The 15,015-nt window shown below is 55.5% G+C and carries 14 protein-coding genes; 8 read left to right on the top strand and 6 right to left on the bottom strand.

Features of this window, described 5'->3' with window-relative positions:
* Positions 1 to 2 precede the first annotated feature (2 nt).
* On the bottom strand, positions 3 to 1,196 hold the full coding sequence (locus I6L46_RS02690) for an efflux RND transporter periplasmic adaptor subunit (protein WP_021231193.1): 1,194 nt from the start codon (positions 1,194 to 1,196) through the stop codon (positions 3 to 5).
* Positions 1,197 to 1,336: 140 nt separating this feature from the next.
* Here I6L46_RS02690 and I6L46_RS02685 point away from each other — a divergent pair, with 140 nt between their 5' ends.
* From I6L46_RS02685 to I6L46_RS02660, 6 genes are all read left to right on the top strand, one after another.
* Positions 1,337 to 1,975: a TetR family transcriptional regulator gene (locus I6L46_RS02685; protein WP_216977317.1), complete on the top strand. Its 639-nt coding sequence runs from the start codon at positions 1,337 to 1,339 to the stop codon at positions 1,973 to 1,975.
* A 105-nt stretch (positions 1,976 to 2,080) separates the two neighbouring features.
* A complete protein-coding gene (locus I6L46_RS02680) occupies positions 2,081 to 2,632 on the top strand; it encodes a class I SAM-dependent methyltransferase (RefSeq protein WP_216977316.1) in 552 nt (183 codons plus the stop codon).
* Between the two features lie 192 nt (positions 2,633 to 2,824).
* Positions 2,825 to 4,006, top strand: a complete 1,182-nt coding sequence (locus I6L46_RS02675) for a dicarboxylate/amino acid:cation symporter (RefSeq protein ID WP_005359180.1) — start codon at positions 2,825 to 2,827, stop codon at positions 4,004 to 4,006.
* 224 nt (positions 4,007 to 4,230) lie between these two features.
* Positions 4,231 to 4,545, top strand: a complete 315-nt coding sequence (locus I6L46_RS02670) for a DUF134 domain-containing protein (RefSeq protein ID WP_005338107.1) — start codon at positions 4,231 to 4,233, stop codon at positions 4,543 to 4,545.
* Entirely contained in the window at positions 4,542 to 5,123 is a 582-nt protein-coding gene (locus I6L46_RS02665) for a NifB/NifX family molybdenum-iron cluster-binding protein (protein WP_216977315.1), read from the top strand. Before I6L46_RS02670 ends, I6L46_RS02665 begins: the two co-directional genes overlap by 4 nt.
* Before the next feature lie 42 nt (positions 5,124 to 5,165).
* On the top strand, positions 5,166 to 5,351 hold the full coding sequence (locus tag I6L46_RS02660) for a hypothetical protein (protein ID WP_139740605.1): 186 nt from the start codon (positions 5,166 to 5,168) through the stop codon (positions 5,349 to 5,351).
* A gap of 164 nt (positions 5,352 to 5,515) precedes the next feature.
* Here the strand turns inward: I6L46_RS02660 and I6L46_RS02655 are convergent, their stop codons facing one another.
* Positions 5,516 to 6,640, bottom strand: a complete 1,125-nt coding sequence (locus I6L46_RS02655; protein WP_216977314.1) for an HD-GYP domain-containing protein — start codon at positions 6,638 to 6,640, stop codon at positions 5,516 to 5,518.
* Positions 6,641 to 6,932: 292 nt separating this feature from the next.
* Here I6L46_RS02655 and rimO point away from each other — a divergent pair, with 292 nt between their 5' ends.
* Positions 6,933 to 8,261, top strand: coding sequence for a 30S ribosomal protein S12 methylthiotransferase RimO (gene rimO, locus I6L46_RS02650; protein ID WP_021231199.1), 1,329 nt, complete (start codon positions 6,933 to 6,935; stop codon positions 8,259 to 8,261).
* An 80-nt stretch (positions 8,262 to 8,341) separates the two neighbouring features.
* Here rimO and I6L46_RS02645 read toward each other — a convergent pair whose 3' ends face one another.
* Together I6L46_RS02645 and I6L46_RS02640 are read right to left on the bottom strand one after the other, a co-directional pair.
* Positions 8,342 to 8,923 (bottom strand): DUF1349 domain-containing protein, encoded by a 582-nt coding sequence (locus tag I6L46_RS02645; RefSeq protein ID WP_216977313.1) that lies wholly within the window; start codon positions 8,921 to 8,923, stop codon positions 8,342 to 8,344.
* Positions 8,924 to 9,148: 225 nt separating this feature from the next.
* Entirely contained in the window at positions 9,149 to 9,526 is a 378-nt protein-coding gene (locus I6L46_RS02640) for a hypothetical protein (protein ID WP_216977312.1), read from the bottom strand.
* A gap of 624 nt (positions 9,527 to 10,150) precedes the next feature.
* Between I6L46_RS02640 and I6L46_RS02635 the strand changes: the two genes are divergently transcribed.
* Positions 10,151 to 12,538 (top strand): AAA family ATPase, encoded by a 2,388-nt coding sequence (locus I6L46_RS02635; RefSeq protein ID WP_216977311.1) that lies wholly within the window; start codon positions 10,151 to 10,153, stop codon positions 12,536 to 12,538.
* A gap of 209 nt (positions 12,539 to 12,747) precedes the next feature.
* Here the strand turns inward: I6L46_RS02635 and thrC are convergent, their stop codons facing one another.
* Positions 12,748 to 14,022 (bottom strand): threonine synthase, encoded by a 1,275-nt coding sequence (thrC, locus tag I6L46_RS02630; protein WP_216977310.1) that lies wholly within the window; start codon positions 14,020 to 14,022, stop codon positions 12,748 to 12,750.
* A complete protein-coding gene (gene thrB, locus I6L46_RS02625) occupies positions 14,019 to 15,014 on the bottom strand; it encodes a homoserine kinase (RefSeq protein ID WP_216977309.1) in 996 nt (331 codons plus the stop codon). Before thrB ends, thrC begins: the two co-directional genes overlap by 4 nt.
* Position 15,015 lies beyond the last annotated feature (1 nt).

The raw sequence follows: 15,015 nt of genomic DNA, 5'->3' as shown, positions 1-15,015 counted from the left end.
TCCTACTTGTTGGCCGGGGTGTTGGACGCGGCTTGAGCAGACGGAGCATCAGCACCCTGCTCGGCGGGATTGACCACGGCGCCCGGTCGTACTTTCTGCAAGCCAGCCACGATCACCCGCTCGCCGGAGGTGAGCCCTGACTCCACCACCCAGTTGCTGCCGACGACACGGCTCAGCTGCACGTTGCGCAGCTCCACCTTGTTGTCAGCGGTTACCACCATCACGGTGGCACCGCCATTGGGGGTGCGAGTCACGGCAGTTTGCGGCACCAGCAGCCCTTGCGCCCGCTCACCCTCTTGCAGGGTCGCGCGCATAAACATGCCGGGCAGCAGCAGTTGGTGAGGGTTGGGCACAATCACCCGCAGGGTCACCATGCCGGAGGTCTCATCCACGGTCACATCGGAGAACTGCAGCGAGCCCTCTTCGCCGTAAGTGGAGCCATCTTCCAGCTGGAAGGTCACCTTGGCCCCTTTCTGCTCGTCCTGGGTCAGCTTGCCCTCGGCGACCAGTCGCTTGAGGCGCAGCAGATCAGCGGTGGACTGACGCACATCCACATACATGGGATCGAGCTGCTGAATGGCAGTCAAGCTATCAGCCTGCTGGGCAGTCACCAGCGCCCCCTCGGTCACCGCGGATTTACCGATGCGGCCGCTGATGGGGGCGGTGATGCGGGTGTAACCGAGATTGATCTCGGCAGTGCGCAGGGCCGCCTTGCTCGCCATGATCTCCGCCTTGGCCTGCTTCCAGCTGGCGTCGGCGTCGTCATAGTCCTGACGGCTGATGGATTTGACCTTGAGCAGCTCCTGATAGCGCTGCGCCTTGAGGCGGGCACTCTGCTCGTTGGCCTCGGCCTTGGCCAAATTGGCCTTGGCGCTGGCAACTGCCGCCTGATAGACAGCCGGGTCGATCTGATAGAGCAGATCGCCCGCCTTCACATCGCTTCCCTCGGTGAAGAGGCGCTTGAGGATGATACCGCTCACCTGCGGACGCACTTCGGCCACCCGCAACGGGGCGCTGCGACCGGTCAATTCGGTGGTCAACATCAGCGGACCGCTCTGCAGAGTCACCACGTTGACCGCCGCGGGGGGCATGCCGCCCTGTCCCTGGGGTGCGCCCCCCTTGTCACCACAACCTGCCAGCAAGCCTGTAGCCAGCAAGGCAAGACCAACTGAACGAGCAAGAATATGTTTATGCATGAAACACCTGAGCCTTTGCCAGTCAATGAACAATCAGGGCCGCATGGGCCCTGTTGGTAAATAGTCGAAAGATGAGGCAATATACATACATTCATAAATGTATGTAAGTGACTTTTTACTTGCATGAGGCACAAATTTCGATGGCCAGACGAACCAAAGAAGAGGCGCAGCAAACCCGCTGCCACATCATGAGCACGGCGCTGGATCTGTTCTGCTCTCAGGGCCTGGCCAAGACCAGCCTGACCGACATCGCCAGGGCGGCAGACCTGACCCGCGGGGCCATCTATTGGCACTTCAAGAACAAGGATGAACTCTTCATTTCGCTCTGGCAGGAACTCTGTAGCCCCCTCGCCCACCAGCTCGATGCCTGCCTCAATCCAGATGAGCCAGATCCGCTCGGGCAACTGCGCCTCTTCTTCGAAGGGGTGCTCCGCAGCTTCATTCACAATCCGGCCCAGCGGCAGATGTTCACCATACTGTTCAATCTCGAATCGCTGGAGGGGGAAGCCATCTCACTGCGCGAGCATATCCGCAGCCAGTCCGCCAACTTCTTTCGAGACCTGGAGACCACCCTGGCCAACGCGGTACGGCGGGGCCAACTGCCCGCCAACCTCAACCTGCAGCGCGCCGCCACCCTGCTCCACTGCACTCTGGATGGCTACATCATCAACTGGCTCCACTTTCCGGGGCGGATCGACCTGCAGGGCGAATCCGCCTTTATGATAGAGAGCATGTTCACCATGCTGGCCCAACCCCACGGGCCTGCCTGCGGCCGCTAACCGGCTCCGGCAACGTCCTCACATCCAAATCGGGGCCTGACCGCGCGCTTTGGCAGTCAGGCCCCGATTTGTTACCCTGTGCGCCCCCTGCTTGAGGTAACCCCTGTGCCACACTCTGACGCCATCCCCGCATCCTTGCCATTAAACGACCAGCACGCCCGCGCTCGGGCTGCCTTTGTGGCGAGCCTCAAACCCGGTGCTCACCTGCTTAATGGTCAGTGCGGTACGGGGGAGGATCTCTGCTGGCTGCGTGCAGAAGGGTATGTGGTCACCGCCTGTGAAGCGGTACTGGCCGACGCCAAAGTCGCCTCGCAGCAATCCGGGCAAGCAGTGCGGGTCTGCTCGCTGGCGAAGATGCACTCGGTGCTCCCTTACGATGGCATCTGGCTAAGCCACCCGCTTGATAGCGACGCGGCCACCCTTGTCCCCCTGTTGACACAGCTGGCGACCCTGCTCAAAGCGGGCGCTCCGCTCTGCTTCCCCCTGCCGCCAAGCGGCAAGATAAGTCACGCTCAGCTACAACAACTGGTCACCACATCCGGGATAGCGCTGCAACTGGCGCCGATGGAAACCGCCTCGACCAACACGCCATCATGCACAAGTCAACACGCCAGCCAGTACGTCATGTTGCTGCGTGGCGATCATCAGGCCACCTAACGGGCTAATTCATCACGGATTTTCCAGTTCAACGCCAAGCCGACAGCTAGTCGGCGATCCTGGCTTTCGACAATATTTAACTCGGCGTTAACGCAGAAAAGGCAGACATAACACGGCTTACGTGTTAAAAAGTGTGATTAATATCAAATTTTAATAACAAAACAGACAATACAACCAACTCCGGATTTCCTTATGAAACTTGTCCTGAAACTCATTGCTGGCATCCTTGCCGGTCTCTTGCTCGGTCTCTACGCCCCTGAGTGGGTGGCGCGCGTGCTGTTTACGGCCAAGACAGTGATAGGTCAGCTGATCACCTTCACCATTCCGCTCATCATTCTGTTCTTTATCATGAGCGGCATCGCCAGCCTGCCGAAAAACTCCGGCAAGCTGCTGGGCAAAACCGTGGCCCTCTCCTACTGCTCCACCATTCTGGCAGGGCTATTCGCCTTTACCGTGGCGAGCCACCTGATCCCGCAGTTCACCACCGCCGCCGAGCCCACCACGGCCACGGCCATCAAGCTCGCCTCCTACGTCAATCTGGAGATCCCGCCGCTGTTTGGCGTGATGTCGGCACTGGCCGCCGCCTTCGTGTTCGGCATCGGCATCAGCGCCACCCAGGCCACCGATCTGCGCCGGGTCGCCGATCAGGGTCGTGACATCATCGACCGCCTGCTGGCCAAGGTGATCATCCCGCTGCTGCCGTTCTACATCGCCGGGGTCTTTGTCGAGATGACGGTAGAAGGCACCGTATTCGCCACCCTGAAAACCTTCGGCGTGGTACTGGTGATGGCCATCCTGATGCACTGGATCTGGCTCTCCGTGCTGTTCGTGGGTACCGGTCTGGCCCTTGGCCGCTCACCGGCCCAGCTCATCAAGAACATGCTGCCGGCCTACTTCACCGCGCTGGGTACCATGTCGAGCGCCGCCACCATTCCGGTTGCCCTGCAATCGAGCAAGAACAACGGGGTGAGCGACGGCATCGCCAACTTTACCGTGCCGCTGTGCGCCACCATTCACCTCTGTGGCTCCACCATTACCCTGGTCACCTGCGCCACCGCGGTGATGTTCCTCTCCGAGCATCTGGCCATTCCGGGCATCGAGACCATGCTCCCCTTCATCATGATGCTGGGGGTGATCATGATCGCCGCACCGGGCGCACCGGGTGGTGGCGTGATGTCGGCGCTGGGCCTGCTCACCTCCATGCTCGGCTTTGGTGAAGCCTCCATCGCCCTGATGATCGCCCTCTATCTGGCGCAGGACAGCTTCGGCACCGCCTGCAACGTCACCGGTGACGGCGTGATTGCCCTGTGGGCGGATCGCTTCGCCAACGGTAGCGAGAGCGCAGCCCCCGTGGCCGAGGCCGAACAGGCGTAAGCGCGTCGGGAAGGCAACCGCCATCCTCTGCAAAACCGCAGGCCCGAACCATGTTCGGGCCTGCGTCGTTTCTGCCACCTTCACAGCTTTTGTACGTATTCCTCCTCCCTCTCTTTACCCCTCGCTACCGTAAACAGCATGCGCGCAGCTCTCTACACCCGACAAAATTATTGGCATATGCTACATATGGGCGTATAAATGGCTTATGCCAATTAGGAGCCACCATGCCAAGACCCAAGATTGCCCGCCAGATCTGTGGCCGCCCCGCCAACAGCTGCTTCAAACCCAACGGCCGCCCCATGCATCAGCTGGAACAGGTCACGCTGGCCCCTGATGAATTCGAGGCACTGCGCCTCGTCGACCTTCAAGGAATGCAGCAGCAGGAGGCCGCCCTGGTGATGGGGGTCTCCCGCCAGACCCTGGCCAATATCCTGAAAAAAGGGCGCTACAAGGTGGTGGAGTGTCTGAGTCTGGGCAAGGCATTGATGATGCAACCCGCCGAGCCCGACCACCCAACCAGTGGAGAAGAGCCGACATGAATGCTGTCACAACCATGACCACCACCCTCTGCAACAGCGCCCTGATGCTGAGTCAGGGGGTGCTGGCTGGCCACTTTACCCGTGCCGAGCAGCTGCAAATTCTTAACCCCGAAGGGAACGTTATCGCCACCCTGGCTAACCCGGCCGCCGCCGAAGGCTGCCACGGCAAGCAAGCGCTGCTCGACGCCCTCACCCATCATCAGGTGGGTCAGGTGGTGGTGCGCAATATCGGCGAGCGGATGCTGGGTCGCCTGCTGGCGGTCAATATCCGGGTGCTGCAGTGCCGCTCTGCCCGCCTGCCGCTGCCCGCGCTGCTGGCCCCCGCTAATCTGCAACCTCTCACCGAGGCCAGTCAGGGGCGTCCGTCTCGCCGTTATCAGAGCAAATCTGCGATCCGTGCCATCCAGCCCGTCGGCACAGGCCAGAGTCATGCGAATTGTCACGGTGGTTGTAACAGCAGCTCAGGTCACTGTTGCGCCAGTGGTGGCAATCAGGCAGATAGCCCACGGCAAGGCCATACTTGTTGTCAAGGCAGTGAGGGCGCAGGCCAGCAGGGCGGTTGCTGCCATCATCACTGATGCCATCACCGTGCATGTCATCACCATCAAGGAGAAAAGATCATGTCCATCTGGTTGTTGAGCCTGCTCGCCTCGTTTGTGCTGATCCTGGCCATGGGCACCATCATCTGGTGGCGCCAATACCAGCTTGCCCAGAAGCGGGAAGATAAAGAGGTACGCCCCTGCGGCTGCTCCAGCGCCTGCGCGGATCACTTCTACCAGATCAGCGAGCCGACGCCCAAAAAGTAACCTGACCGTAAACGCCATAGCCGCAGAGATAAGGTCGGCAAAATAAGGGCGCGTGGAATCGAGAGGCGCATAAAAGAGAGGGGGCACCTGCTGGTGCCCCCTCTCTATTTACTCCTCGCCATGCTTGAACCGCCTCTTCCCCCCCTTACGCTCATCACACACGCTCAACCCGGCTCGGCGCCGCTGGCCGCCACGCTCGCAGAGCAGGCCGGATCCTGATACTGCTGATAGATGGCATAAAACTCGGCCTTGTTGCGCAGGGCCGCGGCGACACAGGCGGGATCAAACTGGCTGCCGGCATGTTCCTCCAGATAGGCAAACGCCGTCTCGAACGGCCATGCCTTCTTGTAGGGGCGCTCGCTGGTCAGGGCATCAAACACGTCGGCCACCGTCACGATGCGCGCCGCCAGCGGGATCGCCTCCCCCGCCAGCCCCAGCGGATAACCTGTGCCGTCGAAACGCTCGTGATGGCTGGCGATGATGTTGGTCAGCATGTCGGTGTGGTGAATACCATCGAGACCAAACTCGTTGATCATCAGACTGATCATCTCCCGCCCCTTGCCGGGGTGGATCTTCATGATCTCGAACTCTTCCGGGGTCAGCTTGCCCGGCTTGAGCAAAATGGCATCCGGCACAGCGATCTTGCCGATGTCGTGCAGCTCGGAGAAGAGGTAGATAAACTCCACCTCCTCATCGCTCAGCCCGCAAGTCGGGGCCAGCGTCTTGGCAATCAGCCGGGAGTAGGCCGACATCCGGTGCAGATGGTTGGCAGTCTCCTCATCCCGATAACGGCTGAACTCCCGCGCCGTGGTCAGCGCGCCGCCAAGGGTCTGGATGGAGAAAAACTCAACCGCAATGATGGCCGAGAGCGCCTGGGCATAGGCCGACAGCTCGCTACGGATCGGCTCCTCGAAGTATCCCGGCTCCATGGCATCGCAAAACAGAAAGCCAAACAGCTTGCTGTTGAACAGCAGCGGCTCGGTATAGCTGGAGGCATAGCCCGCCTCCAGCACCTTGCGGCTGTGCTCCGACGCAGAGCCACGCAGGGTATCGAGATTGCCGAGCACCCGGGGCTGCTTGTGCTCCGCCAGATAACTCAGGGAGGGAACATCGCTCAGCTTCACCTCATACTGCACCAGTGGCGAGGGCCCCTCGGTGCTGTGGGCAAAGGTCTTGAGCTGATCGGTATGGGGATCGTAAATCGCGATGGCTACCCGACTCAGCTTGTCAAAGCGCTGCCTGAGCGTGGCATGTACGCTCTGCATTTTTTCGCCAAATGAACTTTCCATCGCCTTCTCCAACGGGACCCCGTGATGGAAGTATAGTGACTCCCTTTGACGCTCTCCCCGCCACAGCGTCAAAATTGACAGAAAAATCAACAAAGCAGCTTCCCCACAACAAGCCTGCACGGCAGAGGCAATAGCCCCACCAAGGGCGCGCCATCAGCGACTGTTGGTGCGGCCCAATCTTGCCTGGTCGGAGATATTGTTCGGTTCTGCCATGCTGGCTGTATAGTTTTTGGTTAACCATTCCGGTAAAATCCGCGCCCTTAAAGAAGAGCCACCTAAGAGTGATTGAGCGATGTCCAACACAAAACAGGCCCCCAAAGTAGGATTCGTCTCCTTGGGTTGCCCCAAAAACCTGGTCGATTCAGAACGCATCCTGACCCAGCTGCGTACCGAAGGGTACGATGTGGTGCCCAGCTATGACGATGCCGAGCTGGTCGTCGTCAACACCTGCGGCTTTATCGACAGCGCGGTGCAAGAGTCGCTGGAAGCGATCGGCGAAGCGCTTGCCGAGAACGGCAAGGTGATCGTCACCGGCTGCCTTGGCGCCAAAGAGAACCAGATCCGCGAGATCCACCCCAAGGTGCTCGAGATCACCGGCCCCCACGCCTATGAAGAGGTGCTGGGTCACGTCCACAAATATGTGGAGAAGCCGCAGCACAACCCCTTCACCAGTCTGGTTCCGGCCCACGGCGTCAAGCTGACCCCGCGCCACTACGCCTATCTGAAGATTTCCGAGGGCTGCAACCACCGCTGCACCTTCTGCATCATCCCCTCCATGCGCGGGGATCTGGTGAGCCGCCCCATTGGCGACGTGCTGGCAGAAGCCAAGCGCCTGAAAGAGGCGGGCGTGAAGGAGCTGCTGGTGATCTCCCAAGACACCTCCGCCTACGGCGTCGATGTGAAGCACCGCACCGGTTTCTACGACGGCATGCCGGTCAAGACCAGCATGGTGGCCCTGTGCGAAGAGCTGGCCAAGCTCGACATCTGGGTACGCCTGCACTACGTCTACCCCTACCCGCACGTGGATGACGTCATCCCGCTGATGCGCGATGGCAAGGTGCTGCCCTACCTCGACATCCCGCTGCAGCACGCCAGCCCGCGCATCCTGAAACTGATGAAGCGCCCGGGTACTGTCGAGCGCACCCTGGAGCGGATCCAGAAGTGGCGCGAGATCTGCCCGCAGATCACCCTGCGTTCCACCTTTATCGTCGGCTTCCCGGGCGAGACCGAGGAAGATTTCCAGATGCTGCTGGACTTTATCGACAAGGCGGAGCTGGATCGCGTCGGCTGCTTCAAATACAGCCCGGTCGAAGGGGCGCTGGCCAACGAGCTGCCGGATCCGGTACCGGAAGAGATTCAGGAAGAGCGCTTCCAGCGCTTTATGGAGCTGCAACAGCAGGTCTCCATCCGCAAACTGGCTCGCAAAGTGGGTCAGGAGATGACCGTTATCATCGACGAAGTGGACGAAGAGGGCGCCACTGGCCGCTCTTTTGCAGATGCGCCGGAGATCGACGGTCTGGTCTACCTCAACGGCGAAACCGGCCTCAAGCCGGGGGACATGGTGAAGGTACGGATCGACGAATCCGACGAATATGACCTGTGGGCCAGCCTGATCAGCTAATTGAGGCTCTACCAGCCAAATGAAAAAAGCGCCTGCGGGCGCTTTTTTATTGGCTCAATGTCGCAGGCAAAACCGCTGGCCTAGCTCAAATCATGGAGCGCCTTGCCAAGGGGCGGCGTGAGGCGCAGGTCAGAGAAGCGCACAGCTAACCCCTGCCGCTCAGGCGTGCAACACATCACCCCGATAAAGCAGCGCTCGCTTGGCGGGAACGGAGCGAGGCGCAGCAGCGGCCACACCTTGCCATCGCTGGAGTATTGCAAACGCAGGCAATCGGCCAGCCGGGTCAGCCGCAGCCAGAAGCGGCGCGGATTGCCGGGGAAAATACCGGTGGCCCAGTCAGAGCGCTCATTGGTCAGCACGCTGCCGATCATCGGCTGGGCATCGTTGTACTCGATCCCCGCTTTCAGCCAGTGCTCGTCGTCTTGCAGCAGCATCAGCCCCGCCTGATCGTAGAGGGTGGTGAACTCCCCCTCGACGCAGACCTGAAAGGTAAACTCCCCCGCCACCTCGCAACCATAGAGATGCCCGCTGTGGCGCTCGAAGCCATACCAGGTACTGCGCCAAAAATCGGTCTGCCGGTCTGTCACCACCTGCAAACCGTCGTCTGTCTGGTGCCACTCGGCCGGTTCATTGAGCCAGCGCCATTCTATCCCTTCCATCATCCTGCTTTGCTCCCTTATCGCGCGTAATCCCGCAAAAATGGGGCTCGCCAACGCCTCGTCCGGTCACGACTGGTCATGGCTGCGCCTCTGCGGAATCCATAAAAGGAGTCAATAGTGTCGCTATTGCCGCCCCGATACAAGGCTTGTGCGTTGCGCCATCAGTGCGCCCCAAAAAGCGCGGGGGGCCTGATGGCCCCCCGCAAACACACCGGATGAGAAGATGCCTTACTTGGCGGCGCTATCCTTCACGCACTTCTGGACAAAGCTGTTCTTGGCCGCGCCAGCCAGCTTCTTGTCGGCTGCCGCCTTCTCGCACTTGGCCACCGGATCCACCGCCGCGCCCGTCTTCACGCACTTCTGGATAAAGCTGTTCTTGGCCGCACCGGCCAGCTTCTTGTCGGCGGCCGCCTTCTCGCACTCGCCCGTCTTGGCGCCAGCGGCATCTTTCACGCACTTGCCGACAAAGCTGGTCTTGGCGGCGCCGTTAAGCTTTTTGGCTGCGGCCTGCGCCTCGCACTGCAACTGGGCTGTGTCGTTGGCAAAGACCGGATTGGCCAGCAGCACGCTGCCGCAGAGCAGGCCGAACAGGATGGTACGCTTCATGGGTGATCTCCTCTCTATCTGGTGATGTGTTTGCATGGTCATATTTGCATGACGATGTGTTGCAAATGGCTGTGATTGCAACAGCTGATTGTTGCCGCAGATCCCCCGCCTCGCCAGCTTGGGAGACAGAGCAGAGGGCAACCATCGCCCGCACTATAGCGCCGATTGCCGGAGCGGGATTGCCCCCGTAAAGCCTTCTCCAACAGCAAGCCTGCCCCCTACCTTCCCGCCACACCCGCCAACCCCAATAAAATCAAGGGCCATGGGAATCCAGCGCCCGGTCAGTGAGATTTGTTGAGCCAGCGCAAAAAATCAGTCATTACTGACACTTACGTCACTTTTTGACTGGTGCGACCAGATTCGATTGGCTTAACATCCCCATCCGGTGCCTATTCATCCGTGATGGGCTGCAGCCCTCGCTGGTTAATGGAGCATTTTGGAAGCTGTAATCCACGGGCGGTAGCGTGCGATTTAGTGGCGTTACGTCTTGCCCAAAAAGGTGGGTGTCCCAGATTTTGTTTTACAGAAAGTATTAACACCCCCAAATTAATATCTCGACAAAAATAGAGCCTATAAAAACAAACTAATCACTCAATACTTATTTTATTTTTAGCAAGGTTCAATATGATTACAAAAATAGATATAGAAAACCTAGGTAACTACAAAAATTTCAATTGGGATGCTCACATCAGGTCTGAGAATGGAAATAACGTAATTCATTTTAAGAAGCTCAATATTATTTATGGAAGGAACTATTCAGGTAAAACAACAATCTCAAAAATAATAAGATCATTAGAAACAGGTGAAATACCAAAAAACTATGTTCCGGCCGCATACAAAATATATAAGGATGGCCTGATTTATAACCAAGAAAATTTAAAAGGATGTGATGATGTTCGTGTATACAATAAAGATTTTGTTGATGAAAACCTTAGTTTCTTAAAAGATGATAAAGGTGGGGTTGCATCATTTGCAATAATTGGTGATTCAAATCCAAGTATACTCCATGATATTGAGTCTAAAAAAATAACTCTAGGTTCAATAGAAAGTAAAACAGGACTTGCTTTTGATTATCATCAGGCGAAAGAAAGCCTGGACTCAGCCAAAGTTCAATATGACAAGCACAACAATTCCATTCGCCAGAAACTAAGTAAAAAAGCAACAGACCAAAATATTGGAATAAAATACAAACCTCTCTATAACCAACCAAACTATAACATCACTAGAATACAGGAAGATATTGACCACATCAAAAATAACTCTCTTGGCATTTTAAGTTCCGATGAAAAATCAAAACTAGAAGCTACATTATCAGAGACTCTTAAAAATAAAGTTTTAACGAAACCATCATTCTCAAATAAATATACATCACTCTATGAAAAAGCAAATTATCTACTATTAAAGAAAATTAATATTACTGAGTCATTGGAAGAGCTAGTTAATGATGCTCTATTACAGGCATGGGTCAAAAGTGGTATAGAACTACATAGTAACAAGCGTACATCATGTGGTTTTTGTGGGCAAATTTTACCACATGATTTATGGATTAAATTAAAAAGACATTTCAGTTTGGAATCTCAAGAACTTGAGATAGAGCTTAAATCTCTTACAGGAGAAATTAACTCTGAAATATCTAAGTTAGATAACATTTCCATACCCGACAAAAATGAATTCTACATATCTGAACAAAGTGAGTATGATTCAGTTTTAGCATTGTTCAATGTAGCTAAAGAAAAATATAGATCCGAACTAGAAAAACTAATAGCTCTAATCAGTGAACGACTCAAGAACATATATTTCACTGTAGATATAGGTTCAAGCAATCTCGATAACAGTCTTAATGTTGCAATAGATGAGTTCAATAAATTTATCGATGAATTCAATTCTCGTAATGCAGGCTTCGTACATCAACAGGTCAAGGCAAGGAATGCTTTGCGATTGAATGACATTAATGAGTTTTTACTTAGCATTAATTACGATAAAGATATTGACACATCAACTTCATTAAAAGAAGAGTTATTAACTTTTTCAAGAGAAGTTGAAAAACTAAAGAGTGAAAATACAAAAATCAGTGAAGAAATAGAAATACTACATAGTAAGATAGTAAATGAGAAAGAAGGCGCCGAAAAAATAAATAAATACTTAAATCATTATTTTGGGCATGGTGGCTTGAGGTTGCAAGCAGAAAAACGCTCTGATTTTGATAAAGACTATATTTTCCGAATAATGCGAGGAGATATGGATGCCTATAATCTCAGTGATGGTGAAAGAAGCTTGGTTGCTTTTTGCTATTTTATAGCAAAGCTAGAAGACCAATATAGCAAAGGTAAAAAACTAACTATTTTCATTGATGATCCAATATCTAGCTTGGATAGCAACCATATATTTTTTGTTTTCAGCTTAATAGAGGGGCTATTAACGGCACCGATTATTCATTCAGATCAAACAAAGGAATATAAGTATGAACAACTTTTTGTATCCACTCATAACTTAGAGTTTCTAAAATACCTAAAAAGAATTAGTTCACCAAAAAATGAATGTGAGAAATTTATAGTAGTGCGAGGTCAAGATTCTAGTGCATTACGATTAATGCCATCATATTTAAAAAATTATATTACCGAACTAAACTATTTATTTGGTGAAATATATGCGTGTGCCTTAGATGACACCGACGACAAACATCACAGCATATATAATTTTGGAAATAATTTAAGAAAATTTTTAGAAGCGTTTTTATTCTATAAGTATCCTAGTTCGATAGAGCCATCAAGAGACCATGATGAGCGTATTAAACGCTTTTTTGGTAAGACTGAAAATGCGGGAATATATGTATCTAGATTAACAAATGAGTTTTCACATCTAGTTGAATATCTAGATCGATCATCGCAACCAATAGATCATCAAGAAATCAACAAACTAGCTAAATTTATCTTGAGTGGAATTAAAGATAATGACTTGGAACAGTACCAGTGTTTTCTCCAAAGCATAGGTAAAGAAGATATTATCAAATGAAATATTAATGCCTATGGGAAAAAGCCCCATCACGAGGGGCTTTTTCCAAACTATAAAATACCCCGCACAATCCCACCATCGACCATAACAGTAGTAAAGCGTGGGAAACTAGCCGCAGATAAAAACTTAGTCACCTTTCCAAATCCAGAAAATAAAAATCCCCCGTCACCGGGGGATTTTTATTTCTATCGATTATCTCTAAGCGGCAGTTAGCCCACCAAAAATGCCCTTAACCGGGCAAACTCCGCTGGCAAATTAACGGAGAGCAGCGGCAGCTCGGCATGCTTGGCGAGCGGGCCGGGCAGCGGCACATCCAGACTCAGGATCTCGTCCACCGACTCCTTGAACTTGGCGGGATGAGCGGTGCAGAGGAACACCCCCACTTCGTCCTCGGCCAGCTGTTCCCCCAGCAGATCCCAGGCAATGGCGCCGTGGGGTTCACAGAGGTAATCCAGCTGGTGCAGCCGTTTCAGCGCATCACGGGTCTGGGCGTCGTCACGCATGCCGGAACCTAAGGTCTCCAGCGCCCAGCCTTTGCGACGGCAGAGCTCTTCCACTCGCGGCCAGTTGTTGGGGCGGCTGACATCCATGGCGTTAGACAGGGTGGCCACTGTCTGGTGCGGCTCCCACTGACCGGTTTTCAGGTAGCGCGGCACGGTGTCGTTGGCGTTGGTGGCGGCGATAAAGCGCTTCACCGGTAGCCCCAGCGCCTTGGCAATCAGCCCCGCAGTGAGGTTGCCAAAGTTGCCGGACGGCACGCTGATGACCGCCTTGGCGCGATCGGCTTTCGGCAACTGGGCCACCGCTTCGAAGTAGTAGCAAACCTGCGCCAGCAGACGGCTGATATTGATGGAGTTGGCGGAGTTGAGGCCAATGGCCTTTTTCAGCTCCTCGTCGTCAAAGGCCTGTTTTACCAGCGCCTGACAGGCATCGAAGTCGCCGTCGATGGCGATGGTGCGAATATTGCCGCCGAGGGTGCAGAAGAGCTTCTCCTGCAAGGGGCTGATCTTGCCCTTGGGATAGAGGATCACCACCTCGATCCCCTCCAGCCCGTAGAAGGCGTGGGCCACGGCGGCGCCGGTGTCGCCGGAGGTGGCGGTGAGGATAGTAATTTTGTCGTTGGTTCTAAAGGCCGCGAGACACTGGGCCATAAAGCGGCCGCCGAAATCCTTGAACGCCAGAGTCGGGCCGTGGAACAGCTCGAGGGCATAGGTGCCGTCTTTCAATTTGACCAGCGGCGCCGGGAAGGTGAAGGCGGCGTTGATAAGCTCGCTCACTTTCGCTGCGGGCACTTCGTCCCCCAGCAGGTGGCTCAGGATGCGGGCTGAGCGTTCGGCCAACGGCAGATCCAGCAGGGCATCTACATCGGCGAGCGGTTCGAGTTGTTCGGGGAAGAAGAGCCCCTGTTCGCGACCCAAGCCCTGACGCACCGCCTGCGCGAAGCTCACCTGTTCGCTGTTGTCCTTGATGTTGTAGAGATTCATAGCTCGCTTCCTGTTACCCGTGCCCCGGCCATGTCCAGTTTGCAGACCCGGGCAAATCCATCTTCGTTCTGCACGAAATGTGCTTCCATCCAATCCTTCATCCGCTCGGCCTGCGCAAGATCCTTCATCACCACAAACACGGTGGGGCCGGAGCCGGAGATGCCGGTAGCCAGCGCCCCGTTCTGGGCCGCCTGCGCCCGCACCTCGGCAAAGCCTTCGATCAGCGCCGCGCGGTAGGGCTCGGCAATCACGTCTTTCAATACGCTCGCCGCCAGCCCCTCCTGCCCGGTGTAACTGGCGTGGACAAAGGCAGCCAGGCGGCGGCCATAGGTGAGGCAATCCTGACGGCGATATTGGGCCGGCAGAATGGCGCGGGCCGCGGCGGTAGAGACCACTGTGCCCGGATAGCAGACCACCCAGTACCACTGATCGAACACCGGAATACCCTGACTGATAACGCCGTGCTCTTCCAGCACCAGCTGCATGCCGCCCAGATAACAGGGCGCCACGTTGTCGTAGTGAACGGAGCCGGAGATCTTGCCTTCCATCTCCCCCATCAGCAGCAGCATGTCGTGCTCATTGAGCGGCTCGCCGTGGAAGGCGTTGAGCCCTTCAAGGGCCGCCACCACGCTGCAGGCGCTGGAACCCAGACCCGAGCCCACCGGCAGGTTCTTCTCCAGCACCATTTCGAGGGGCTTGAGTTTAAGGCCGCGCTTCTCCAGCGCCTCGCCATAGGCGACCCAGCAGTCGTGGAGGATATTCTTTTTCGGATCATCCGGCAGCTTGTGGGCGTAGCGGCCCACGGATGAGAGGGCAAAAGGCACGTCAGCCGCTTTTACCTGCACCCGATCGCCCAAGAGGGAGCCATCCACGGGGGCGAGCGCCGCCCCCAGTACATCGAATCCCACGCTCAGGTTGGCGCTGGAGGCGGGCGCGTAGGCGACGACGCTGCCGCCGTCCGTCATATAAGAGGGGTACATGTCTGAACTCATG

This window comes from Aeromonas sp. FDAARGOS 1416, assembly GCF_019048085.1.
GTDB classification, from domain to species: domain Bacteria; phylum Pseudomonadota; class Gammaproteobacteria; order Enterobacterales; family Aeromonadaceae; genus Aeromonas; species Aeromonas veronii.
The sequence above is the reverse complement of the archived record's forward strand: the minus strand, read 5'-3'. Positions and strand labels throughout refer to the sequence as shown.

Excerpts from the sequence above, each read along its gene's own strand:
- I6L46_RS02690 (WP_021231193.1), bottom strand. The coding sequence starts at position 1,196 with ATGCATAAACATATTCTTGCTCGTTCAGTTGGTCTTGCCTTGCTGGCT.
- I6L46_RS02685 (WP_216977317.1), top strand. The coding sequence starts at position 1,337 with ATGGCCAGACGAACCAAAGAAGAGGCGCAGCAAACCCGCTGCCACATC.
- I6L46_RS02675 (WP_005359180.1), top strand. The coding sequence starts at position 2,825 with ATGAAACTTGTCCTGAAACTCATTGCTGGCATCCTTGCCGGTCTCTTG.
- I6L46_RS02670 (WP_005338107.1), top strand. The coding sequence starts at position 4,231 with ATGCCAAGACCCAAGATTGCCCGCCAGATCTGTGGCCGCCCCGCCAAC.
- I6L46_RS02665 (WP_216977315.1), top strand. The coding sequence starts at position 4,542 with ATGAATGCTGTCACAACCATGACCACCACCCTCTGCAACAGCGCCCTG.
- I6L46_RS02660 (WP_139740605.1), top strand. The coding sequence starts at position 5,166 with ATGTCCATCTGGTTGTTGAGCCTGCTCGCCTCGTTTGTGCTGATCCTG.
- I6L46_RS02655 (WP_216977314.1), bottom strand. The coding sequence starts at position 6,640 with ATGGAAAGTTCATTTGGCGAAAAAATGCAGAGCGTACATGCCACGCTC.
- rimO (WP_021231199.1), top strand. The coding sequence starts at position 6,933 with ATGTCCAACACAAAACAGGCCCCCAAAGTAGGATTCGTCTCCTTGGGT.
- I6L46_RS02645 (WP_216977313.1), bottom strand. The coding sequence starts at position 8,923 with ATGATGGAAGGGATAGAATGGCGCTGGCTCAATGAACCGGCCGAGTGG.
- I6L46_RS02640 (WP_216977312.1), bottom strand. The coding sequence starts at position 9,526 with ATGAAGCGTACCATCCTGTTCGGCCTGCTCTGCGGCAGCGTGCTGCTG.
- I6L46_RS02635 (WP_216977311.1), top strand. The coding sequence starts at position 10,151 with ATGATTACAAAAATAGATATAGAAAACCTAGGTAACTACAAAAATTTC.
- thrC (WP_216977310.1), bottom strand. The coding sequence starts at position 14,022 with ATGAATCTCTACAACATCAAGGACAACAGCGAACAGGTGAGCTTCGCG.
- thrB (WP_216977309.1), bottom strand. The coding sequence starts at position 15,014 with ATGAGTTCAGACATGTACCCCTCTTATATGACGGACGGCGGCAGCGTC.